Below are 22,301 nucleotides of genomic sequence, written 5' to 3' on the forward strand. Positions count from 1 at the left end.
CGGGTGGACGAACCGTCTGTGATCAGAAACACAGGCGTGACCCGGGCCGCCGCATCCTGTCCTTGAAAGGACGAACTCCATGGGGGAGCACACCCGTGCCCGGAGTCATCCGGCGCACTCACCGGCCCGCCGGCTGGCGGTGTCGGCGGCCGTCGCCGCACTGCTGCTGAGCGGCGCCGGCCCGGCCCTGGCCGACGACGGGCCGGCGCCCGGCGCGGACCCGGCCGCCGCCGTCCCGCCGCTGGCGGCCGCCAAGGCCGAGGCGGTCCGCTCCGGGCAACCGGTCACCGTCGACGCGCTGACCACCGGGACCGACCTGACGGTCGCCAACGCCGACGGCACCTTCACCGTGACCAGCAGCCTGCTGCCCGCCCGGGTCCGCCGGGACGGCGCCTGGTCCCCGGTGGACGCGACGCTGGGCCGCAACCCGGACGGCACCCTCTCGCCGAAGGCCGCGCCCTCCGGCCTGGCCCTGTCCGGCGGCGGCAGCGGCCCGCTGGCCATCCTGACCGACGCCGAGGGCCACCGGCTCTCCTACACCCTGCCGTTCGCGCTGCCCGCACCGCAGGTCAGCGGCAGCACGGCCCGCTACGACGGGGTGCTGCCGGGGGTCGACCTGAAGGTCACCAGCACCGACCAGGGCGGGTTCCACGAGGTGCTGATCGTCCGTGACGCGCAGGCCGCCGCCAACCCGGCGCTCGCCTCGCTGCGGCTGGCCACCTCGACCAGCGACGGCCTGACGCTCGGCGTGGACCCGGACGGCCGGGTGGCCGCCACCACCGCCGACGGCACCGCCGTGTTCCGCTCCCCCACCCCGCTGATGTGGGACTCCTCGGGTGCCGCCCCCGCCGCCGCGGCTCCCGCCAAGGCGGCGGCCAAGGCGGCGCCACGGGCCGCCGCGGCTGCCCCCGCCGACGGCGCCGGGCAGCCCGTCACCGCCTCCACCGCCGAGCAGCCCGGCACCGGCGCCCAGGTCAAGCCGCTCACGGTGACCGGCGGCCCGGACGCCCTGACGCTGGTCCCGGACGCCGGGCTGCTGACCGGCCCGGGCACCGTCTGGCCGCTGTACATCGACCCGTACACCAGCCCGATCACCAGCAAGAAGAGCCACTTCGTCACCGTCAAGGAGGGCTGCGCGAGCCAGAGCCCGTACGACGACGCCCAGGACAACGGCGAGGGCGTCGGCTACCAGCGCTGGCAGGAGTGCCTGGGCCTGAACCGGGCCTACTTCGCGCTCGACATCGGCAACCTCACCAAGTCCATGGTGATCTCCAAGTCGGTGGTGCACCTCACCTCGACCTACGGCGCCTCCTTCGACTGCGACAACGAGACCGGCGTCAAGCTGGCGACCGTCGGCGCGATCAGCGGCTCCACCAGCTGGAACCACCAGCCCTCGGTGACCGGCGACGGCTACATCGGCGGAACGCAGCAGGTCAAGAGCTCCAACCCGTCCCAGCACTGCGGCAACCACGACGCCAACTGGGACGTCACCGGGCAGATCAAGAAGTTGGCCGGCAAGGACGACAGCTGGACCTTCGGCCTGTTCGGCAACGAGAGCAAGTCCTCCGGTAACAACGACTTCATCCGCTTCGCCAACAACCCGTACCTGACCACGGTGTTCGACATCGCGCCCGAGGTGCCGGACAAGCTGGGTACCACTCCGGCGACCCGCGCCCCGGCGAGCAACGGGTGCGACGGTGCGGAGCCCGGCTGGATCGGCGAATCCGGACTGGCCGGCGACGCCTCCGACATCAGCCTCAACGCCCACCTCGCCACCGACATGTCCGGCGTCAACCTGCGCGCCAAGTACGAGATCTGGGACACCAAGACCGCCAACGCCGACGGCGACTCCACCTCCAAGGGCGCGCCCGTCAGCGGCTGGGTCAGCGACGGCGGCACCGCCCGCGTCAACATCGGTTTCAAGGTCGCGGACGGCCACCAGTACGGCTGGCACGTCCGGGCCGACGACAACACCCTGCTCAGCGGCTGGTCCCCGAACTGCTACTTCAAGATCGACCTCAGCGCGCCGAGCCTGCCGGCCTTCACCGACTCGCCGGTCTTCCCGCCACTCGGCGGCGACCGGGCGCCCACCGGCCACGCCGGTGACACCGGGGTCAGTATCGCCGTCAGCGCCAACGACCCGACGCCGACCGGCTGCACCCGCGGCGCCTGCGTCAGCAGCGGCATCGACCGCTTCGAGTACTCCCTCGACGCCAACATCCCCGCGAGCGGCGCCCTCAAGGTCGACGCCGTGGCCGGCACCGGCGGCAACGCCACCGCCGACATCCCGGTCGTGCTCAGTGCCGCCCAGTGGGGCGCCCACACGCTGTTCGTCCGGGCCGTCGACAACGCCGGCAACACCCAGGGCACGGTCGGCCAGTACAGCTTCTTCGCGCCGTGGAACCCGAACGCCAAGGTGACCGCCGGCGACCTGGACGGCGACGCGGTCCCCGACCTGATCGCCCCGACCACCGGCGGCGACCTGGTGCTGGTACGCGGCAACGCCGACCCGGCCGCCCCGCCCGCCACGGTGTCCGCCAAGGCGCAGAGCCCGGACGGCACCGGCTGGAACAACTACCTGGTCGCGCACCGCGGCACGGCCACCGGCACCAACGTCGACGACCTGTTCGCGTACAACAAGGCCAGCCACGAGCTGTACCTCTACCCGAACGACGCCATCACCCCCGGCGGCGCCACCGGGCACTTCACGCTCACCCAGAACGTGGTGCCGATCCGCGACTCCGCCGCCTGCCCGGCCAAGGGCTCGGACGGCACCTGGAACAACGTCACCCAGATCCTCGCCCCCGGAAAGCTCGCGGGTTCCGCCGACGGCGCCCCCGACCTGGTCACCGTCGACAAGGGCGAACTCTGGTACTTCCCCGGCACGTTCCAGGCCGGCTGCAACCTCGGCGCCGGGGTGCGGATCGGCACCGGCGACTGGTCCGGCATCACCCTGCTCGCCCCCGGCACCGTCAACGGCGTGCCGACCCTGTGGGCCCGCAACGACGCCACCGGCGCCATCAGCAGCTTCCCGCTGACCTTCGCCGGCGGCGTCCCCACCACCCGGATCACGGCCCCCACCGACGCGCCGCTGGTCTCCGGCGTCCTGGACACCGCCAACAAGAACCTCTGCCTGGACATCGCCGGCGGCCGGACCGTCAACGGCACCGCGGCGCAGATGTACACCTGCAACGGCACCGACGCCCAGACCTTCACCCGCGGCACGGACAACACCGTGCACGTGCTCGGCAAGTGCCTGGACGTGGCGAAGGGCGCCACCGAGAACAACTCCCTGGTGCAGCTGTACCAGTGCAACAACTCCGCGGCCCAGCAGTGGGTCCCCGGCCCCTACCCGGGCACCCTGAAGAACCCGCAGTCCGGCCGGTGCCTGGCCGACCCGGCGAGCAACCGCAACCCGAGGACCCAGGTCATCATCTACGACTGCCTGAACATCGCCGACCAGAAGTGGGCCGCCACCAGCGGCAACGTGCTGGCCGCCGCCCAGGCGGTCCTGCCGGTCGGCATCGGCGGCAGGGACTACCCGACCGTGGCCTCGCCCGGCGACGTCCAGGGCACCGGCTTCCCGGCGCTGTACGCGGGCAGCGGCTCCGGCCGGCTGGTCGAGTACCCGGGCGCGGCGGCGGCCGGCGGCCTCGCCCAGTTCGCCGCCCCCGTCGCGATCGGCCACGTCCACCGGCCGACCGCCTGGTGGAAGCTGGACTCCCCCGACGACAGCGTCCGCCCGACCGGCGCCCTGACCCTCAACGGCGGCGCCACCGTCGCGGCCGACGCCCAGCGGGGCGGCGCGCTCACCCTCAACGGCTCCACCGGCTACGCCGCCACCGCCGGCCCGGCGCTGGACACCAGCCGCAACTACACCGTCTCGGCCTGGGTCAACCTGACCAGTCTGACCAGCAACTCCACCTTCGTCTCGCAGTCCGGCACCAGCGCCAACGGCCTGCAGCTGTACTACTCCAGCGGGGCGCACGCCTTCGCGTTCGGGCACGCCCACGCGGACGACACCGCCGGGAAGTTCTCCAGCGCCTACGGCCCCACCACCGGTCCGCTCGCCCCGAAGACCAACACCTGGTACCACCTGGTGGGCGTCTTCGACGCGGACGCCCAGGAGCTGCGGCTGTACGTCGACGACAACACGGCCGCCACCGCCGACTACACCGGCACGGTGTGGAACGCCACCGGCCCGGTGCAGCTCGGCCGGCGTCTCTACCAGGGTGCCTACGGCGAGTACACCGCCGGCAAGGTGGCCGACGTGCAGCTCTTCGCCGAGGCGCTCACCCCGGGCGGGGTGAGCTCGATCGACAAGGACCGCCCGGTGCCGACCCAGCTCACCTGAGCGGCCCGGCCCGGCCTGACGCGGCAGGCCCGTTCCCTCCCGGCCGGGAGGGGGCGGGCCGTCCGCGTCTGCGTGCACACCGCCTGCCGCGGGCGCGGGCCGGACGGGGGCGGGCCGCGCGCGGCCGTCGGCCGCGGGCGCTACGGCCTGGTGAAGGTGAGGTGGGTGACCCCGCTGGGCGTGGTCACGGACTCCACCTCGAAGCGGTCCTCGAGTCCTTCGAGGCCGTCGTCCCAGAGCCGTTCGCCGCGGCCCAGCACGATCGGCACGACGACCAGGTGCAGGTGGTCGATCAGGTCCGCAGCGAGGAACTGGCGGACCGTCGACGGTCCGCCGCCGATCCGCACGTCCAGGCCGCCCGCCGCCTCGCGTGCCTGGCGCAGCGCCTCCTGGGGCGTGGCATCGAGGAAGTGGAAGGTCGTGCCGCCCTCCATCTCGACCGAGGGCCGCGGGTGGTGGGTCAGCACGAACACCGGGGTGTGGAACGGCGGGTTCGGGCCCCACCAGCCGGTCCACTCGTGGTCGTCCCACGGGCCGCGCTGCGGGCCGAACTTGTTCCGGCCCATGATCTCCGCGCCGATCCCGTCGCCCCAGGTCCGGGCCAGGGCGTCGTCGGCGCCGGTCGCGCCGCCGTCCTTGCCCTGCATCGCGCGGAAGGTCCGGGTCCCGAAGAACCACTCGGTCAGCCGTCCGCCGGCGTGCCCGAACGGCGTGTCCAGGCTCTGCCCCTCACCGGTGCCGTAGCCGTCGAGGGAGACGGAGAAGTTGTGGACCCGGACACGCGACACGACGCGACCTCCTGCTGCTCAACGGCCGCCGGCGGCCTGCGCACCGGCCCGGCCCGGCCATCATAGGGGTGACGTCGGGTCAGGGACGGTTGTCACGGCGGCGGCCGCGAGCGCGTGTCCGGCCGCTCGGAGGCCCCGCTGTGGAGACTGTCCTCGCATCGGGCGGAGAGGGCAGGATTCGAACCTGCGTGGGCGCCCGCAGGCACCCGATCCGGGCCCGAAGGCCCTGGTCCCCGATCAACCACTCCGGGCACCTCTCCCAGCTGCGCCCGGCCCCGGCCTCGCTCTCCGGGTGCCGTTCACGAGGACGACTGTGCCGGACTGTGCTGACCGGGCGCTGACGGCCACCTGACCTCGGCCGTTCCCCGGCGCCGGGTGGGAGGTGCGGCACATGCGGAGCCGGGCGGCGCGGGCGATCAGCGGGGCGCGTCGCCGTACAGGTCGGCCACCAGCGCGCGGGCGTAGTCCTCGTCGGTGCCCGGCACGGAGAACACCACCCGGAAGTAGAGCGGGGCGACGATGCGGTCGAGCAGCCGCTCCAGCGGGGGCGGCGTCTCGCCCCGCTCGCGGGCGGCGTCGAGGACCAGGTCGAGCCCGGCGGTGCAGCGGCGCAGGCACTCGCGCAGTCCGTCGCGGCGCTCGTCGACGTCCGGGGAGACCTCCGCCCGGAAGAACGCGATGCCGCCGGGGCGGGTCAGGTCGGCCAGCGTCCGGACGGCGTAGTCCGCCAGGTCGGTGCGCAGGTCGCCGCTGGAGGCGGGCGGGGCAGCAGGCTCGTGCTGGGCGGCGAGGTCGGCGAGCAGGGCCTGCAGCGTGCCCCAACGGCGGTAGACGGTGGTGGGGTTGACCCCCGCGCGCTCGGCCACCGCGGGAATCGTCAGCTGGGCGGGGTCGCACTCGCCGACGAGTTCGGTGACGGCCCGGTGGACCGCCGCCTGGACGCGGGCGCTGCGGCCGCCGGGGCGTTTGGCGGGGGCTTCGGAGTTCACCCCCTCAGACTAACGCAGACCGGGTTGCTTTTAGCGGGAGGCGGGACTAGCGTCACCTAAAGCAACTCTCATTGCTTTAAGCATCCGTCGCCCCACCTCCCGGAGGCACCGCCATGACCACCACCAGCGCCGACAGCACCGCCACCGCCCAGGACCTCGGCCGCCGCTTCCACGCCGCACTCAGCAGCGGCGACTGGCCGGCCATCCGCGCCCTGCTCCACGACGACGTCACCTGGACCCTGCCCGGCGACAACACCATCAGCGGCACCGTCACCGGCCCGGACGCCGTGGTCGAACGAGCGCAGAAGATCGCCTCCTACGGCCTCAGCTTCGAGCTGCTGCACGTCCTGGTCAGCCGCGAGAACATGGCCCTGTCGCTGCACAACACCGCCCGGCGCCCGGACGCGGCCCTCGACGAGTACCTGTCCACCGTCTGCCGCCTGCGCGACGGCCGGATCGCCGGGATCGAGACCTATCTGTCCGACGTCCCCGGCATGAACGCCTTCTTCGTCTGAACCCGGCCCGACTGCGCGACGGCCGGGCCGGGAACTGTCCGGCCGATCACGCCGAATAAAACAGGTGCCCGAAACTGACGCACCGTCGTACCGTGACCGGATGATCGACACGCCCCCAGTTCCGACTTCATCCGACATCGAGATCCGCCCCATCGGCGAGCACGAGATCACCACCTGGGACCGCGCCCTGATGCGCGGTTTCCTCAGCCCGCACGAGGGCGACGGCACCGAGGTGCGCCACAGACAGTTCGTCCCCGGCCGCTGGCTGGCGGCGGTGGACCATACGGCGGGCGGGGCCTTCGTCGGCACCTACCGCAGCTACGACCTGGAGCTGACCGTCCCGGGCGGGGCCGCCGTACCGGTGCACGGGATCACCGGGGTGAGCGTGGCCACCACCCACCGACGGCGCGGACTGCTCAACCGGATGGTCAACGGCGACCTGGCCGCCGCCCGTGAGCGCGGCAGCGTGGCCGCCGTACTCATCGCCGCCGAGTACCCGATCTACGGCCGCTTCGGCTTCGGCCCGGCGACGCGGATGGCGGGGCTGACGGTCGACGTACCGAGGTCGGGGGGCCTGCGGCCCGGGCTGCCCACCCCGGTCGGCGGACGGATCGACTTCGCCACTCCGGAGGAGGTCCGCAAGCTCGGCCCCGACTTGTACGACCGCTGGCGGCTCACCCAGCCCGGCGCACTGAGCCGGCCCGCCGCCAACTGGGCGATGGACACGGGCGAGGTGGTGCTTCCCGCGCGTGGCTGGAAGGAGCCGTTCTTCGCCGTCCACCGCGATGCGGCCGGGGTCGTCACCGGTCTGGCCGTCTACCGCGTGGACGACAAATGGATCGGCATGGCACCCGACTGCACCCTCAAGGTGATGGACTTCCTGGCCCTCGACCGGCCGACCGCCAACGCCCTGTGGCGGCTGCTCTTCTCGGTCGACTGGGTGCAGCGCATGGAGGTCGAGGACATCGGCCCGGACGATCCGCTGCCACTGCTGCTGGCCAACCCGCGCGCGGCCACTCCGCACGTCTCCCAGACGGACTTCACCTGGCTGCGGCTGCTCGACCTGCCCGCCGCCTTCGCCGCCCGCCGCTACGCCGGGCCCGGCCGGGTGGTGCTGGCCGTGACCGACCCGCACGGCTGGACCGGTGGCAGCTGGCTGCTGGAGACGGCCCCGGACGGCGCCGGACGCTGCACCCCCACCGAGTTGCCCGCCGACCTCACCCTCGGCGTGAGCGAGCTCAGCACCCTCTACCTGGGCACCGAGTCCGCCGGCCGCCTGCTGGCCGCCGGACTGCTCACCGAAGAGACCCCGGGCGCGGCAGCCCGCCTCGACCACCTGCTGCACACCCCGATGCGGGCCTGGAACGCGCTCACCGTCTAGCAGCCCTCCGGCCGGCCGTCGGTCGCTGCGCACGGACCGTTGCGGTGGCCCTGGTCCGCCGCGGCGCCGTCCGGCTTCTTCCGGAGCCTGCCCGAACCGGGCCGGAGAACTGGAGCGTCTCCGGCACCGGCACCGGCGCGAACCGCGTCCGGTCGGCCAGTCGGTCACCTGCGGCGGTCGCGCCGCCGCCCGCACCGACCGTGGCCGACGGGGCGGGAACGGCCGCAACCGTTCCCGCTCCACCTCCGACGGATCACCCCCGACCATCCCCACCTCGTGGCAGGGCCAACGACCCGGCCGGGCAACAGTCCTACGAGCGGCCGGACGACTCCTGGACCGTCGGCGTCCCGGCGGCGGCGTGCCCCTCGTACAGCTTCATCATCTGGAGGCCGTGCGCGAGCGAGCCCCCGGCGCGGACCGCGGCCGCCACGAAGACCACCTCGGCGAGCTCCTGCGCGGTGACACCGTGCCGGCGTGCCTGGGCGGTGTGGACGTCCAGGCAGTAGGAGCACTGCGTGGTGAGCGCGACGGCGATCGACAGCAGCTCCCGGGTCCGGCGCGGCAGCGCGCCGTCCCCGCGGTCCACCGCCGCCTGGAAGGAGCGCCAGGCCGCGAACTCCTCCGGCGCGAGCGCGCCGACCTCGCGGGCCCGGCCCAGGTCCGCGGGGTCGGAGTAGGGGTGGTGGTGGTCGTGCGACACGTGCGCTCCAAGGGGATCGGTTCCGCCCGCCCGTCGGCTGTGCTGCTCGGCGGGCTCGGTGGACCAAGCTCACCAGCACCGGCCCGGGCCGGTCCAAGACCGTTTCACTGGGGTCGAGAGCGTCCCGGTATCGTGCCCGACGTGGACCACCGCCGCCTGCGCTACTTCGTCGCCGTCGCCGAGGAGCAGCACTTCGGCCGCGCCGCGGCGCGCCTGCACATGTCCCAGCCGCCGCTGAGCCAGCGGATCCGCGAGCTGGAGGACGAACTGGGCTGCCTGCTGTTCGAGCGCTCGGCGCGCGGTGTGCGGCTGACCGACGCTGGTTCGGTGCTGCTGGTGGAGGCCAGGCGGCTGCTGGCGGCGGCCGAGCTCGCCGGGGAGCGGGTCCGGCAGGCCGGGCGGCGGCGTACGGTCGTGGTGGGCACGGTCGCGGGCGCGGGGCTGGACTTCGGCCCGCGGATCGTCGCCGCGTTCCGGCGGACGCATCCGGACACCGAGGTGCGGCTGAGCGAGAGCGGGATCGACGACCCGACAGCCGGTCTGCGCTCCGGCCGGGTCGACCTCGCGCTGACCAGACTGCCTTTCGACACCACAGGGCTGACTATTCGTCAGCTCACCGAGGAGCCGCTGGTGGCCGCCGTCGCGGCGGACGACCCGCTGGCGGCCCGCAGTACCGTCACCGTCGGGGACCTGCGCGGCCGTTCCTGGATCCGCCTGCCCGAGGAGGCCGACCCCGCCTGGCGCGCCTACTGGTCGGCGGGGGTCGGCACCACCATGCCGGGCCCGGTGGTCCGTTCCGTGGCGGAGTGCCTGCACGCCGTGCTCTGGCAAGGCGCCGTCGGCATCCTGCCCGCCGCCGCCACCCAACGCCACCCCACCGACGGCATCGCGTTCGTCCCGCTGACCGGCCACCCCCCGAGCCGCATCGTCCTCGCCTGGCCCTCCGCCAACGCGGACCCGGTGGTCCTCGCCTTCGCCCGCGCCGCCACCACGGCGGCGCAGCCGGCACCCGGGCCGCCGTAACCGGTGGCCGGGCCGGGCGGCGACGACGACGACGACGACGACGACGACCGGGCAACGTCCTTCGACGCATCAGGACACCGTGGGGAGCCAACCCGTCGAGCCCGGGCTCCGCGCGCCCGGTAGCCTCGGGGTCCGTTCGGACTGTAAGGGGCTAAAAGGTGGGTGTCGAGCAGGTCCATGGCGTGATCGAGCTCCCGGAAGGGTCCTGGTGGGACTGGGACGTGGTCGCCTGGGACCGTGGCCGGTTCCGGCTCGCAGCCGGTCATGACCTGACCTATCACCACGCGCTGGAGCTGGTGTTCACGGCCCCCGAGTTCGTCAGCTGCCCGACCAGCTTCCACGATCCTCAGTTCCGCGCACCCACGTCCGAGGAACTTGCGACGCTCACCGACCGGCTCGGTGACATTCCCCTCGTGGTCGTTGCTTTCGAAGCGGACGCGGGTGGATCGGAGCCCGTCTCGTGCCTGATCGCCGCAGATCTCCTGGACATCGTGCAGGGGACCGTCTTGCGGTACTGGCGCGAGGACGTGGCTCCTGACCAGCGGTTCGCTCCGTGGGTGCGGCCGGGCACGTAACGGCGTCGAGTCGGACGGCCCGCCGAGCGCGGCTCGTTCTGTGCGCTCGGGAAAGCAGGCGCCGGCCGGTCGAAGCGTTCAGCTCAATCGCGGGTCCGCCATGAGCACCACGCGGTCGGCAGCGGGATCGAACCCGAGCACCGGGTTCCCGTGGTCGCCCTCGGCCGCCATAACCACCGGCTTGTCCAGCCTGCGGCCCACCGCGGCGAGAAACCCGCACAGGACGTCCACTCCTGCCTGGCCCTGCAGCTCGCGCAGGTCGACATCGAAGTCGATCTCCTCGGCCGACATCGGACGGAAGATCACCAGCACGTCCGGGACGGGACGGACGCACAGATTGACCGTCTCGGCACCCACCGTACGCGACAGCACCTCGACCGCGGGCGGCAGCGGGCCGGCGGCGCGGCCCTCCGAGTACTCCCACGCCCAGCCACTCGACCGGACCAGATCGAACACCGCCTGCCAGTCCTCGACCGAGGTGCCTGCGACGCACACATCCGGCAGAGAACCCATCAGGTCGGGGTCGAAGAAGTTCCTCACGTCGTCCCACAGCAGATCGGGCATCCCGCCATGCTGCCCGTCCACGCCGCCTGTCCGCAGCCCGATTTCTCGACGCCCCGTGGCGGCGCCCGCGCGGGCGGGTCCGCCGGGTCGGCCGCCGTTCCCCGTCCCGGCTGAAGGCTCCGCGGGTAGGGTGAACGGCGTTCGGGCGCCACGTTGATGATCGGACTCGCCGACCCCCATGGAACTCACCTTCACCGGCCACGTGTTCGAGTGGCGTGGGCCTTCGCCGTACTACTTCGTCGCCGTGCCGCAGGAGCAGTCCGCGGAGATCCGGGAGGTGGCGGCGATGGCCAGCTACGGCTGGGGCGTCATCCCCGTCGACGCCCGGATCGGCGGGACCGCCTTCGCCACGTCGCTGTTCCCGAAGGACGGCGGCTATCTGCTGCCGGTCAAGAACGCCGTGCGCAAGCCGCTGGGGCTCGCGACCGACGACGAGGTGTCGGTGCGGCTGACCGTCCGCCTGTAGGCCTCGCTCCCGAGGCGGCGGCGGGACCCCTGCGGGGCGGGGGCCGGGTCGCTCGCTAGGCTCTTCCTCCATGACCAGCACCGACACTCCGGCCAAGCACCGCTTCCTCGTCCTGCACGACTACGGCATGGGCGGCAGCTGGTGGTGGGTGCGCGCGCGGTCCGTACGGGAGATCCTCGAGACCTTCGCCTGGACCGAGGTCGTCAGCGACCCGGAGACGGTGGCCCGCTGCGAGGGGTGGGGTCTGGACGAGGTCGACATCGACGCGCCGCAGATGCCGCCGGGCCTGGACGGGCTGCGGGCCGAGCGCGATGCGCACCGCGCGCAGCCGGGGTTCGGCGCGCTCGCGGACCGGACCGTCGTGCACCTGCGGCGCCGCTGGGACGAGGACGACGAGGACTCGGTGCTCTGCCTGATTGAGGTGGGGCCCGACGGGCGCCGCAGCCGCCAGGTGGAACTGGCCGAGGACGGGACCGCCGTCCGCAGCGGTCCCGATGACTGGCCGTTCAACCCCCCGCTCGTCGATCTCTTCGACCCGGCGGTGGCCGGCTGGCTGATCAGCGCGCAGGAGTTCGAGGAGCAGTGGGCGCGGGCCCGGGCGCTGGACGCGGATCTCCGGTGAGGGCTGCTCCGCTGGGGTAGGGGACGCCTGGGTGGTCGACGGTTTCCACATCCGAGCCCTCAAAGGGCCGGGCCCAAGACGGGGCGAAGCCTCGTTGATCGAGGTAGAACCGGCAGCAAGCACCGCCTGATCACCGACGCCACCGGCATTCTCCTCGCCGTCACCTTGACAGGCGGCAACCGCAACAACGTCACCCAGCTCATCCCACTGCTCGGAGCTGCGCCGTCAGTACGTGGCAAGCAAGGCCGCCCCGGACGCCGTCCGGACATCGTGCATGGAGACCGCGGCTACGACCACGGCAAGTACCGTCGCCTCGTCCGGGCCCACGTGGTGGCGGGTTGCCGGACGGGGTGCTTTTCGCACCGTGTGGGCGTCCTGGCCCGGGTCGGGAGGGTTTGAGTGCCCGCGCTGGCGTCGGGGTCTGCGCGTGGAGGTTCCTGAACTCCCGGCGGCCCCGGGCCGGGTGAGCCGTGGGTGGAGCCGGTCCCAGGCCCGAACGCCTCCCGTCGAGAGTCGTTCCTCGTCACACTCGCCGCAACACGGCCCTCACGTCGATTCCGGTACCTCGTAGCCGAGTTCAGGAGCACGTGGAGGCCGCTCCGGCATCCGCCGAACCCCCGTACGAGTGAATCGTCGCAGCGATGACTCCGAAACTGTCGTTTCTGGCATGATCCACAGCATGAGTACGCTCGCATGGACCGCAGGGCATGCCACGGGAGGCCCGGTGGACGACGTCTTCCGCCTCGTCCGCGAGCGGGTGCCGAACCTGGTGGTCGAGCGCAACGTGAAGCAGCACGAAGCGGACGATGATGACTGGTTCTCCATCCGCATGGCGACCAACCCCGACCCGCTCAGGCTGGAGTGCCGTCCAGGAGGTCAGCCGCCGTTCGTTGTGTACGACGAGTACTCCTCCATCGACGCGCCTGACTCTGCCACAGCCGCCGAGGCTGTCTTCGAACTCCTCAGCGCCTAGGTCCGGGCGCCCCGGTCAACGTGGGTCGTGAGCCGTGGAGGTCGAGCAAGCTTTGGGGTTCTGAGGGACGGCGAGTTCGTGCCCGAAGGTGCTGAAAGTGAGCGACCTGGCGGCGTCCCCGGTGGAGGGGGGCGGTGGAGCAGGCCTGGGCGGAGAGTCGGGGCTATAGTGCAGGCGTTTGGGGGACGGTCGGTCAGACCGTGCCCCGGCCGTACCGCCGAGGAGGCCGTCCGATGGGACCCGTCACGCTGATCACCGGGGGCTCGACCGGCATCGGTGCCGCCACCGCCCGGGCCCTGCTCAAGGAGGGCCACCGGGTGGCTGTCACCGGGCGGGACGCGGAGAAGCTGGCCGCCTTCGCCGCCACGGCCGGAGCTGGCGACCAGCTGCTGACGATCGCCGGGGACACCAGCGACGAGCGCGACGTCGCCGCCGCCGTGCGCCGCGTCGTGGACACCTGGGGCCGGCTGGACAACGTCATCGCCAACGCCGGGTTCTCACTGCCCGGGAATCTGGAGAGCCACGCCCCCGAGGACATGCGGGCCATGGTCCTGACCAACGTCCTGGGCCCGGCGCTGCTGGTGCGGGAGACCCTGCCGCAGCTCAGGGAGTCCAAGGGCCGGATCGTGCTGATGGGCTCGGTCGCGGGAGTACGCCACACGCCCGGCAACCTGTACTCGGTCACCAAGTGGGCCGTACACGCACTGGCCGAGAACACCCGCCTGCTGGTCGGCCAGGACGGGGTCGGCGTGACCGTCGTCGCCCCCGGAGTGGTGGACACCCCGTTCTGGGACGAGCGCGGCGGCAGCCCCGAGACGGCGCTGACCCCCGAGCAGATCGCGAGCACCATCGTCTTCGCCCTCAGCCAACCTGCGGGCGTCGACATCAACCACATCACCGTGCGGCCGACGGGTCAGCTCGGCTGAGCAGGCCGCTACCCGCAGGGCCGTCGGCGGTTCACTTCCGCACCCGGTTGTGAGTACCTTCGCCACCGACCTCCCCGCTTCGGTGTTCTGTCCGGCAACGGGGCTGGATCCTCACCCGCGGGGGCGTCAGTCGATGACGCCTACCGACCAGCGATCAGATGATCTGCTGGCATCGGACCAGGGCCTTCGGGACCAGCGAGAATGGACCAATGGACGGACTCGACGGACTGGACGAGGCGCTGCAGCGGGCAGCTGCGGATGGCGCTGTGGTGGACGGCTGGCTACGGGGGCTGGCGGGCAACCAGGTGTTGCCGGTGGACCTGCTGGCCCGGCTGCTGCAGTTCGATGAGCTGCCGGTGCTGAGCTCCTGGCTCCAGAACAGGACCTTGGACGCCGCGGCGACGGAGTTGCTGGTGGCTTCGCCGCAGGTCCAGCACCGACTGGACGCGGCGGTGAACGCGACGGCGGATGTCGACGTCCTGGCCCGGCTCGCGCGGGATCCGGAGCCCCGGGTCCGGTTCGCGTATGCGGCGCTGCTCTTCGACTACAAGCGCCGGCTCCCTGCCGGGGTGCTGGAGATCCTGGCAGAGGACCCGGAACCAAGGATCCGGCGGATCGTCAGCCGCGGCGGGGAGCTGCCGGTCGCGGCGCAGGAGCCGGCGCCGGTGCTGACCGCGGAGCAGCGGGTGGCGCACCCGGACCTGGCTGTCCGCCTGAAGGCCGCCGCCGACCCCGAGGTGCCGACTGCACTGGCGCTGCTGCTTGCGGCGGATCCCGAGAACGACGTCCGGCTCGCGGTGTCGATGCGGGAGGAGCTGACGGAAGGTCAGCGTACGGTGATCCCGTGCACGGTGTCGCGGCACTTCTGGTCTCCGCCATCCTGGATCGCACGGCAGGCGACCGATCCGGATGCGGCCCGCCGGATCGCGGGGTCGGCGCACGTCGGGCTGCGGCGGGTGCTCGCGGCTCAGCCCCAGCTGCCGCCCGACGTGGTGGCCCTGCTGGCGGCGGACGAGGACGAGTGGGTGCGGCGCACGCTGGCCGAGCGGTGCGAGGACGCGCCGCACGAGCTGTTGGTGGAGCTGTACGCCACGGTGCAGGACCGGTACTGGTCGGGGTACCGCCGCCACCGCAACTTCGCCCGGCCCGGGTTGGCCCGGTTCGCCGACGACCCCAACCCGCGCCTGCGGCACGCCGCGTTGGACGACCCGGAGGCCGGGCCGGAGCTGCTGCTGCGGCTTGCCGACGACCCCGAGGTGGGGTTCTGGGCGGTCCTCGACCCCAGAATGCCCGCCGACGAACTGTTCCGGCGGCTCACCCTGCCGGCCCAGGCCTCGGCCGCCGCAGGCAATCCGGCCCTGCCGGTGGCGGTCATGCGCCGCCTGCTGGACCTCGCCCAGGCGCGCTGACCTGCCGGACGGCCTCCCTGTACCCCGGGAGGCCGTGTCGGAGCGGCGTCCCAGGGTCCGGTGGCATGACGACGATGCTGATGACGTACGCGGGTCCGGAGACGGCACGCGACAGATCCTCGGCCAACTCGGCGGCCGCCCTGCGTGGTTGCAGTATGACGAGACGCCGACCTGCGCGGGCTGCGCGGAGTCGATGGCCCTGGTCGCACAGCTGGAAGAGGGTCCGAGCGCCTCGACCGCCATCAACTTCGGCAGCGGAGAGGCGTTCGCCTTCGCCTGCGGACCCTGTGACCGGGCCGTCTTCCTGTGGCAGTGCTGAGCCCCCGTCCCGGTCGCCACACAATCGAACACACATGCCCGGCCACTGCGGCGACGGTGCGAAATCCGGCATCCGACCCGATTGCCGATGAATCGCCTCCGCCCTTTGAAACAAGCCAAGTTGGCTTGATCGAGCCCCCGAAAACCCGTATCTCCACCGCGCTACACCGGCGAGACGGCCGCGATACTTCGTTCGAACACTATGGCAATGCGTGATCGCGGCCGACCCGCTTCGCGGACCGGCCAAAGCACCGCGTAACCGTTCCTGTCTGATGAATTGGAGTGGAATCGTGAAGCAGATCTTCAAGCGCACTGCCACCGGCGCCGGTGTCCTGGCGCTCGCTGCCGCCGGCGTGACGATGATGCCGTCGGTGGCCAACGCCGCGGCCTACAACGGCGCGTGCGGCTCGAGCTACGGTGTGATCGACGCCCAGTCCCTGCCGGGCCTGGGTACCGTCTACCTGACCTACAGCAGCTCCACCGGCAAGAACTGTGTGGTCACCGTCCGCGACAACCCGGGCGCCAAGCTCCCGATGTCGGCGAAGGTCTCCCTCGCCGGCGCCCCGTGGACGGCCGACACGGGCAACTTCGGCACCTACGCCGGCCCCGTGTACGTGAGCGCGGCGCACTCCTGCGTCGACTGGGGCGGCGAGATCAACGGCGTCGGCGCGTACGAGTACAACTCGCACTGCGGCTGATCCACACCCGGCGCCTCCCCTCTCCCCCCTCCCGAGGGGGAGACGGGAGGCGCCGTCCGTTTCCGACCCCGGAGGGACGGGCCACCGGGCCGTCGCCCGCAGCGGTGGACCCGCTCACGGCCCGGGGGGGGTGAGGCCGGAACACGGTCGGACCGCGGCGGCCACGGCCACCCTGGCGCGGAGAGGGCAGGATTCGAACCTGCGTGGGCGCCCGAAGGCACCCGATCCGGACCCGAAGGCCCTGGTCCCCGATCAACCGCTCCGGGCACCTCTCCCTGTTCACGGCCCCCGGTGACCCTCACCATCCGGAGGCCGTTCACGTGCCTAACGATGCACCGGGCCGCTGACCCCGTCCTGACCACCCGCTGACCACTCCGCGACCACTCCGGGACTGCTCCGCGACCAGGCGGACAGGCCCGAACCCCGCAGCCCTCGGCGGGAGTTGCCGACGGGAGTTGCGGGGTCGGTCGGGGCCGGCGGTGGGGTGCGGCGGTCAGGTCCACTGCTCCGAGGGGCCGACGCCCGGGACCGGCTTGCCGATCAGGGCGAGCGGGACGAAGAAGTTCACCTGCCCGATCACGAGGGCCAGCGTCGCCAGCGCCTTCGGCTCGTAGCAGGCGGCCGCCCGCGCGTAGAGCTCGTCCGGCACCCGCTCACCGGACGGATTCGCGGTCAGCACCGCCTCCACCAGGGCCAGCGCCACCCGCTCGGGCTCCGTGAAGTACGGCGCGTCCCGCCACGTCGCCACCGCGTCGATCCGCTCCGCGCTCTCCCCCGCCTTGCGCAGCAGGCCGGAGTGCATCGCCGTCAGGTACGTCGACCCGACGATCTGCCCCGCCCTCAGCTGGACCAGCCCGATCGTCGTCCGCGGCACCGACCGGTTCCCCACCGCCCGGTACAGCGAGGCGCCCACCTCCTTCAGCTCCGGGACCAGCTCCGAGGGGTCAGACATCCTCGACACCGGCGCCCCGGTCCCGGTGCCGTCGGTAACGGTGGTGGTGGCGTTCATCGTGGTCTCCTCATCAGTGGGCTGCTGTGCCTGCACCCCTACGACGGATCCCGCACCCGGGATGTGACAGCAGCGCCGGCGCCCCGAGGGCGCAGCGGGAACGACAGACCGCCGCCGGACCGCAGAAGCGTGCCCAGCGCACGCTAGCCTTGGTCCATGACGACCACGACCGGACAGGACATCGCCGACGCGCTGGGGCTGCTCCTGCGGCGGAGCACCCGCGCCCGCCTCTACGCCCATCTCACCGAGGGGCTGGGCGAGGCGGTCGACGAACTCACCTACCCCATCCTCAGCGGGCTGGCCCGGACCGGCCCGTGCAGCGCCGCCGACCTCGGCCGCGAGGTCGGGCTCGACCGGACGACCGTGACCCGGCGCGCCGACCGCCTGGAACAGGCCGCCCTGCTCCAGCGCCAGCCGGACCCGGCCGACGGCCGCGCCACGCTGCTGGCCCTCACCCCGGAGGGCCTCGCCACCATCTCGGCCACCAGGCAACGGCTGGCGGCCAGTATCGAGGACTCCCTCGCGTCCTGGCCGGAGGACGAGGCCCGCGCCTTCGCCGTCCACCTGCGCCGCTTCGTCGAGCAGGGGCCCTTCACGGCCGACCCCCGGTGACCGGCGGGCGGCCGACCGACGAGGACGGCTGAACCGCCGCACCCGACGTGACGCCGCATCAAGGGATCCGGCCTTCCCCGGCGTGGCCGCGGGAGCGCGTTCCGCCGTGGGCGCTAGGTTGGCGGTCCGGGTCCTTCCGGGCAGGGGTCCCTGACAGGTCCGGCACGGAAGGGCCCGGTCCCTCGCTCCCCCGTCGGCTGCCCGCCCGCGTTACCGGGCGAGCGCCGCGATGACGTCGAGCGCCGGCCGGGGCGCCCGGCCGAGCAGGTGGCGCAGGTCGGTGCCGGTGCGGTCCAGGAAGCCTGCGGCGATGGCGGAGTAGGTGCCCACCAGCATCGGCACCTGGAACGGGTCGACGCCGAAGGCGGTCAGCCGGCGGCGGGCCTCGGCGAGCGTCTCGGGCCGGTAACTGACGTGCGGGCCGCGGGCCGCCGCCAGGTCGGCGCCGCCGATGGCCTGCTCGCCGACGAGCTCGTACGTCCGCCCCGCGTGCTCCTCCGCCCGCAGGACCACCCGGGCCGCGGCCTCGGCGAGGTCCGCGCGGGCGACGGCGGCCAGGCGGCCCTCCCCCAGCGGGACGGTCAGCCTGCCGTCCGCGTCGGGGGCGGCGAGCCCGCCCAGCAGTTCCGCGTAGAGGCCGTTGCGCAGGATCGTCCACTGCGCCGTTCCCTCGCGCAGCCGGCGCTCGGTCCAGCGGTGCGCGAGGGCGTAGGGCAGGTGGTCGCCGTCCGCGCTCAGGCTGGTGTAGACGATGTGCCGTACGCCCGCCTTCTCGGCCGCGTCGACGGCCGCACCGTGGCGGGCGATGACGGTGTCGTCCTCGCCGTAGCCGGCGGAGATGAGCAGCAGCACGTCGACGCCCGCGAAGCCTTCGGTGAGGGTGTCGGGGGCGTCGAAGTCGATGCGCCGGACGGGCAGCTGTACCCGGACCCGCTCGGGGTCCCGGGTGCCGAGCACGATCTCGGCGGGTGCGTCGGCGGAGCTGCCGGCCGGGCCGTCGGTCCGGTCCTCGGCGGCGGCCAGCCGCTCGGCGATCAGGGTGCCCAGGGCGCCGGTGGCGCCGGTGACGAGGATCATCGGTCTCTCCCGCAGGGGTAGGTTCTCTTCGGTAACCGTGATCATCCTGCGGCCCGGCCGCCGCACCGCGTAAGGAGGCACTTCCATGTCAGCGGGGCACACGGAGGTAACCACCGGGCCCGTCGTCAGTTGCGGCGAGGAGCACGAGGACTGCGGCATCCGCGACGTCCTCGACCGCATCGGCGACAAGTGGTCGGTCCTGGTGGTCGTCGAACTGGCGCAGGGCATGCGCCGCTTCCGCCAGCTGCAGCGCGCCGTCCCGGGCATCTCGCAGCGGATGCTGACGCTGACCGTACGGCGGCTGGAACGTGACGGGCTGCTCACCAGGACCGTCCACCCGACGGTCCCGCCGCAGGTCGAGTACGCCCTGACCCCGATGGGCCACAGCCTGACCCACCTGGTGCGGGCCCTCGCCGACTGGTCGTCCGAGCACCGCGGCGCCATCGCCCACGCCCGCCGCGCCTGGGACGAGTCGAACCCCGACTCGGGCATCCACTGAGCGGCGCCCGCCGGGGCTCCGCGCCCGTTCCGCCGTCCGCCCGGCGGGCCCGCCGGACTGCCGGACTGCCCCGCAGTTGATCCCTGCTGGGTCGAAATCCGCCGGTCGGCCGCGCCCGGCCCCGGTTGCAGGCCCCGGTTGCAGGCCCCGTCACCCCCGGCGGGCCGGGTGTCGTCGGCGTCATCTACGCTGCACCCCGTGATTGCGAACCCCACCCCTACCTGCTCGTGCTGCGGCACCCCGGTGGCCGACGAGAAGCGGATCGACGCCCGGTTCGGCCTGCCCGACGACGCGCTCGACGTCGCCGAGGAGGCCAGGCACGAAGTCGGGGTCGGGGCCTTGCTGCGGGTCGACGGCGTGGGAAGTTTCATCCGCTGCCTGCTGCCGGTCCGGCTCAGCGGTGGGACCGAACTCGTGCTGGGCACCTGGCTGCGGATCAGTGACGACGACCTGGACCGCGCCCACCGGATCTGGGAGGACCCGGCCTACCAGGACCTCGTCCTCCAGGGCACCATGGCCAACGCGATCGAGCCTTGGGGAGACGGCCTCCGTGGCGCCCCGGCCACCGTTGTCGTACGCAACCGCGACGAGATCCCGTACGTCGACGCCAGCGCCGACGAGTTGCTCCAGGACGTCCTCACCACCACGTGGGATCGCGACCACGTGCTCTGCTGCCTGGCCCATCCCCTGCCGGTACCCGTCCGGACCCGTCTGAACGAGTACTGGTCCGTTGAGCGCACCCCCGGCTTCTCCGCCCGCGCGGTCGACGGCGCGCAGCGTTTCGTGGCACCCGGCCGCACCGTGCACGCCGAGGTGTTCGCGGACCGGATCGGTCGCAGCCCCGGGGAGTTCCTCGCCGGGCTGCTGACCGGCGCGCCTCTGGTGCCGCCGGAGCAGCAGATCACCGAGGACATCCCGGACGGGATCCGGCACGCCTTCTGGACCGCCGCCGAACGGGACGGCCGCACCCAGTACGAGCTGTACGGCTTCACGGTCCACCGCAGCGGCGTCGCGGCCGGGGTCGTCTGCATGTGGGACGGACCGGACGACCTGGCCTGGGCCACGCATGTCTGGCGTTCGGTCCGCGGTGAGGGACCGACGACCGGATGACACCCGTCCCTGCCGGTGCAGCCGGTGGGCCCTGACGCACCCGAACAACGGCGCGAGCTGCCGCAGCGTCAGGGTCGCCCGTCTAGGCTGGCGCGGTGACTGATGAGCAGGAGCGGGTGCAGCCGTCGGGAGTGTGGGCCACTGCGGTGGGGGTGGCCAGGGTGCGGGCGCTGGAGACCGAGCGGGAGGACGCGCTGTTCCGCGACCCCCTGGCGAAGGCCTTCGCCGCCGCCGGCGGCCTGTGGCCCGGTTCGCCGCCGCGGCCTGATGACGAGGCCGCGCGACGCCGCCGGCTGGCCGTGTCGTACTCCATCGTCATCAGGACGAAGTTCCTCGACGACCTGTTGCAGCAGGCCTCCGCGTCCGGCGTGCGGCAGGTCGTGCTGCTCGGCGCCGGCATGGACAGCCGGGCCTTCCGATTGGACTGGCCCGAAGGCACCCGATTGTTCGAGGTCGACACCGCCGCACCACTGGAGTTCAAGGCTTCGGTGCTGCGCCGGGAGCGTGCCGTCGCACGCTGCGAGCGGATCACCGTGGCGGTGGATCTGCGGGAGGACTGGCCGGGCGCGCTGGCCGCGGCAGGGCACGACCCGGCCGTGCCGACCGTGTGGATCGCCGAAGGGCTGCTGATCTATCTGCCCGAGGACGCGGTGGAGTTGCTGCTGGCCCGGATCGGCGGGCAGTCGGCGGCGGGCAGTCGGATGGGTCTGACGTTGGGTTCGCGCGGCGTGATCGAGCGCTTCGGCGCGGATGCCGTGCCGGGATCGGCGGCGTCCATGTGGGTTTCGGAGATGCCCGACGACCCGGTGGGCTGGCTGGCCGGGCACGGCTGGGAGGCCGACAGCCACACCCTGCGCGAGTGCGGTGCCGCGTACGGCCGCCCCATCAGCACCCCGCCGCAGCGCGAGGAGCGGCCCGGCGGACTGATCTCGGCGGTCCGCCGGTAGCGCACCTCCCCGGGGCCGTGGGAAGGGCCGGCCAGACATTCGACCAACTGCTGTGACAGGCGACGCCTTTGGCCGGGGTGGGCTTCGCGGCCCTCGGTCGGGTGGTGCACCGTTCGGCGCGCCCCAGGAGATTAGCGTGCGCGGCGCACGCAGTCTGTAGTAGTCTTCACATGCGTGCTCGACGCACGCAATTCTCGGATCCGGGGACCCGTGTTCCCGACTCTTCTCTGTGAGGACCGCCATGACCAGCACCGCTTTCCGCACCGACGTCACCTCCGCCATGACCGACCTGCTCTTCACGCCGGAGCTGGAGCTGTCGGAGGCCGTCGACCGGCACTTCGCCCCGGACTACCGCCAGCGCACCGACGGCACTTGGGCCGACCGGAGCGAGTTCACGGCGCACATCGCCCACCTGCGCGGCATCGTCGCGGGCGGCAGGATCCAGGTGCTGGAGGAGCTCGTGCAGGGCGACCTGTACGCCGACCGGCACATCATCGACGTCGACAAGACCGACGGCTCCTCCGTGCGCGTGGAGGTCTACCTCTTCGGCGAGTTCGCCCCCGACGGCCGCTTCCGCCGCATCGAGGAGACCACCCTGATGCTCCAGGGCGCCGACAGCGACCGCAACATCGGCAGCGCCCGCTGACGGTACGGGAGTTCACCGGCGGATCCCGTTCAGGCCGACCGGCCGACCGACTGCCCGAGCCCTGACCGGGATCCGCCGTCCCCGACGATCACCGCCGTAC

At 72.8% G+C, this 22,301-nt stretch carries 23 protein-coding genes, 2 tRNA genes and 1 pseudogene; 18 read left to right on the forward strand and 8 right to left on the reverse strand.

Annotated elements, in window-relative coordinates; all coding sequences use genetic code 11:
• Positions 1-79 precede the first annotated feature (79 nt).
• Complete coding sequence (locus tag AC2TEW_RS16200; RefSeq protein ID WP_484624041.1) at positions 80-4,354, forward strand: LamG-like jellyroll fold domain-containing protein; 4,275 nt, start codon at positions 80-82, stop codon at positions 4,352-4,354.
• A 140-nt stretch (positions 4,355-4,494) separates the two neighbouring features.
• On the opposite strand, the gene AC2TEW_RS16205 is transcribed toward AC2TEW_RS16200, so the two are convergent.
• From AC2TEW_RS16205 to AC2TEW_RS16215, 3 genes are all read right to left on the reverse strand, one after another.
• A complete protein-coding gene (locus tag AC2TEW_RS16205) occupies positions 4,495-5,142 on the reverse strand; it encodes a dihydrofolate reductase family protein (protein ID WP_484624042.1) in 648 nt (215 codons plus the stop codon).
• Positions 5,143-5,305: 163 nt separating this feature from the next.
• Positions 5,306-5,402: transfer RNA gene (locus AC2TEW_RS16210), tRNA-OTHER, on the reverse strand.
• Positions 5,403-5,558: 156 nt separating this feature from the next.
• On the reverse strand, positions 5,559-6,131 hold the full coding sequence (locus tag AC2TEW_RS16215; RefSeq protein WP_484624043.1) for a TetR-like C-terminal domain-containing protein: 573 nt from the start codon (positions 6,129-6,131) through the stop codon (positions 5,559-5,561).
• A gap of 113 nt (positions 6,132-6,244) precedes the next feature.
• Between AC2TEW_RS16215 and AC2TEW_RS16220 the strand changes: the two genes are divergently transcribed.
• Positions 6,245-6,646 (forward strand): nuclear transport factor 2 family protein, encoded by a 402-nt coding sequence (locus AC2TEW_RS16220; protein ID WP_484624044.1) that lies wholly within the window; start codon positions 6,245-6,247, stop codon positions 6,644-6,646.
• Positions 6,647-6,746: 100 nt separating this feature from the next.
• Positions 6,747-8,027, forward strand: a complete 1,281-nt coding sequence (locus tag AC2TEW_RS16225) for a GNAT family N-acetyltransferase (RefSeq protein WP_484624045.1) — start codon at positions 6,747-6,749, stop codon at positions 8,025-8,027.
• Between the two features lie 310 nt (positions 8,028-8,337).
• On the opposite strand, the gene AC2TEW_RS16230 is transcribed toward AC2TEW_RS16225, so the two are convergent.
• Positions 8,338-8,727 (reverse strand): carboxymuconolactone decarboxylase family protein, encoded by a 390-nt coding sequence (locus AC2TEW_RS16230; protein WP_484624046.1) that lies wholly within the window; start codon positions 8,725-8,727, stop codon positions 8,338-8,340.
• Between the two features lie 141 nt (positions 8,728-8,868).
• Between AC2TEW_RS16230 and AC2TEW_RS16235 the strand changes: the two genes are divergently transcribed.
• Positions 8,869-9,750: a LysR family transcriptional regulator gene (locus AC2TEW_RS16235; RefSeq protein WP_484624047.1), complete on the forward strand. Its 882-nt coding sequence runs from the start codon at positions 8,869-8,871 to the stop codon at positions 9,748-9,750.
• 158 nt (positions 9,751-9,908) lie between these two features.
• Complete coding sequence (locus AC2TEW_RS16240; protein ID WP_484624048.1) at positions 9,909-10,325, forward strand: hypothetical protein; 417 nt, start codon at positions 9,909-9,911, stop codon at positions 10,323-10,325.
• Between the two features lie 78 nt (positions 10,326-10,403).
• Here AC2TEW_RS16240 and AC2TEW_RS16245 read toward each other — a convergent pair whose 3' ends face one another.
• On the reverse strand, positions 10,404-10,889 hold the full coding sequence (locus AC2TEW_RS16245) for a hypothetical protein (protein WP_484624049.1): 486 nt from the start codon (positions 10,887-10,889) through the stop codon (positions 10,404-10,406).
• Positions 10,890-11,067: 178 nt separating this feature from the next.
• On the opposite strand from AC2TEW_RS16245, the gene AC2TEW_RS16250 reads away from it, so the two are divergent.
• The 8 genes and pseudogenes from AC2TEW_RS16250 to AC2TEW_RS16285 all read left to right on the forward strand — a co-directional run bounded on the left by AC2TEW_RS16250 (position 11,068) and on the right by AC2TEW_RS16285 (position 16,301).
• Positions 11,068-11,355: a DUF1905 domain-containing protein gene (locus tag AC2TEW_RS16250; RefSeq protein ID WP_484624050.1), complete on the forward strand. Its 288-nt coding sequence runs from the start codon at positions 11,068-11,070 to the stop codon at positions 11,353-11,355.
• Between the two features lie 70 nt (positions 11,356-11,425).
• A complete protein-coding gene (locus AC2TEW_RS16255) occupies positions 11,426-11,977 on the forward strand; it encodes a hypothetical protein (RefSeq protein ID WP_484624051.1) in 552 nt (183 codons plus the stop codon).
• A 22-nt stretch (positions 11,978-11,999) separates the two neighbouring features.
• A pseudogene (locus tag AC2TEW_RS16260) lies at positions 12,000-12,301 on the forward strand (transposase); the annotation flags it as partial.
• Between the two features lie 355 nt (positions 12,302-12,656).
• Positions 12,657-12,950 (forward strand): hypothetical protein, encoded by a 294-nt coding sequence (locus tag AC2TEW_RS16265; protein ID WP_484624052.1) that lies wholly within the window; start codon positions 12,657-12,659, stop codon positions 12,948-12,950.
• Between the two features lie 233 nt (positions 12,951-13,183).
• Positions 13,184-13,876: an SDR family oxidoreductase gene (locus AC2TEW_RS16270; RefSeq protein ID WP_484624053.1), complete on the forward strand. Its 693-nt coding sequence runs from the start codon at positions 13,184-13,186 to the stop codon at positions 13,874-13,876.
• A 209-nt stretch (positions 13,877-14,085) separates the two neighbouring features.
• A complete protein-coding gene (locus tag AC2TEW_RS16275; RefSeq protein WP_484624054.1) occupies positions 14,086-15,285 on the forward strand; it encodes a hypothetical protein in 1,200 nt (399 codons plus the stop codon).
• 148 nt (positions 15,286-15,433) lie between these two features.
• The gene (locus AC2TEW_RS16280) at positions 15,434-15,604 is read left to right on the forward strand and encodes a hypothetical protein (RefSeq protein WP_484624055.1); all 171 of its coding nucleotides are present in this window, start codon (positions 15,434-15,436) and stop codon (positions 15,602-15,604) included.
• Positions 15,605-15,893: 289 nt separating this feature from the next.
• Positions 15,894-16,301 carry a spore-associated protein A gene (locus AC2TEW_RS16285; RefSeq protein ID WP_484624056.1) on the forward strand — a complete coding sequence of 136 codons (408 nt, stop codon included), beginning with the start codon at positions 15,894-15,896 and terminating at the stop codon, positions 16,299-16,301.
• Positions 16,302-16,479: 178 nt separating this feature from the next.
• On the opposite strand, the gene AC2TEW_RS16290 is transcribed toward AC2TEW_RS16285, so the two are convergent.
• Positions 16,480-16,576 (reverse strand) — tRNA-OTHER (locus AC2TEW_RS16290).
• A gap of 218 nt (positions 16,577-16,794) precedes the next feature.
• Complete coding sequence (locus AC2TEW_RS16295) at positions 16,795-17,253, reverse strand: carboxymuconolactone decarboxylase family protein (protein ID WP_484624057.1); 459 nt, start codon at positions 17,251-17,253, stop codon at positions 16,795-16,797.
• 213 nt (positions 17,254-17,466) lie between these two features.
• Here AC2TEW_RS16295 and AC2TEW_RS16300 point away from each other — a divergent pair, with 213 nt between their 5' ends.
• Positions 17,467-17,922, forward strand: coding sequence for a MarR family winged helix-turn-helix transcriptional regulator (locus AC2TEW_RS16300; protein WP_484624058.1), 456 nt, complete (start codon positions 17,467-17,469; stop codon positions 17,920-17,922).
• A gap of 210 nt (positions 17,923-18,132) precedes the next feature.
• Here AC2TEW_RS16300 and AC2TEW_RS16305 read toward each other — a convergent pair whose 3' ends face one another.
• On the reverse strand, positions 18,133-18,999 hold the full coding sequence (locus AC2TEW_RS16305; protein WP_484624059.1) for an NAD(P)H-binding protein: 867 nt from the start codon (positions 18,997-18,999) through the stop codon (positions 18,133-18,135).
• A gap of 85 nt (positions 19,000-19,084) precedes the next feature.
• On the opposite strand from AC2TEW_RS16305, the gene AC2TEW_RS16310 reads away from it, so the two are divergent.
• The 4 genes from AC2TEW_RS16310 to AC2TEW_RS16325 all read left to right on the forward strand — a co-directional run bounded on the left by AC2TEW_RS16310 (position 19,085) and on the right by AC2TEW_RS16325 (position 22,201).
• Complete coding sequence (locus AC2TEW_RS16310; protein WP_484624060.1) at positions 19,085-19,498, forward strand: winged helix-turn-helix transcriptional regulator; 414 nt, start codon at positions 19,085-19,087, stop codon at positions 19,496-19,498.
• A gap of 198 nt (positions 19,499-19,696) precedes the next feature.
• On the forward strand, positions 19,697-20,608 hold the full coding sequence (locus tag AC2TEW_RS16315; protein WP_484624061.1) for a DUF2199 domain-containing protein: 912 nt from the start codon (positions 19,697-19,699) through the stop codon (positions 20,606-20,608).
• Positions 20,609-20,739: 131 nt separating this feature from the next.
• On the forward strand, positions 20,740-21,555 hold the full coding sequence (locus tag AC2TEW_RS16320; protein WP_484624117.1) for a class I SAM-dependent methyltransferase: 816 nt from the start codon (positions 20,740-20,742) through the stop codon (positions 21,553-21,555).
• Between the two features lie 241 nt (positions 21,556-21,796).
• On the forward strand, positions 21,797-22,201 hold the full coding sequence (locus AC2TEW_RS16325) for a nuclear transport factor 2 family protein (protein WP_484624062.1): 405 nt from the start codon (positions 21,797-21,799) through the stop codon (positions 22,199-22,201).
• Positions 22,202-22,301 lie beyond the last annotated feature (100 nt).

This window comes from Kitasatospora sp. NEAU-CNBT7, assembly GCF_057220535.1.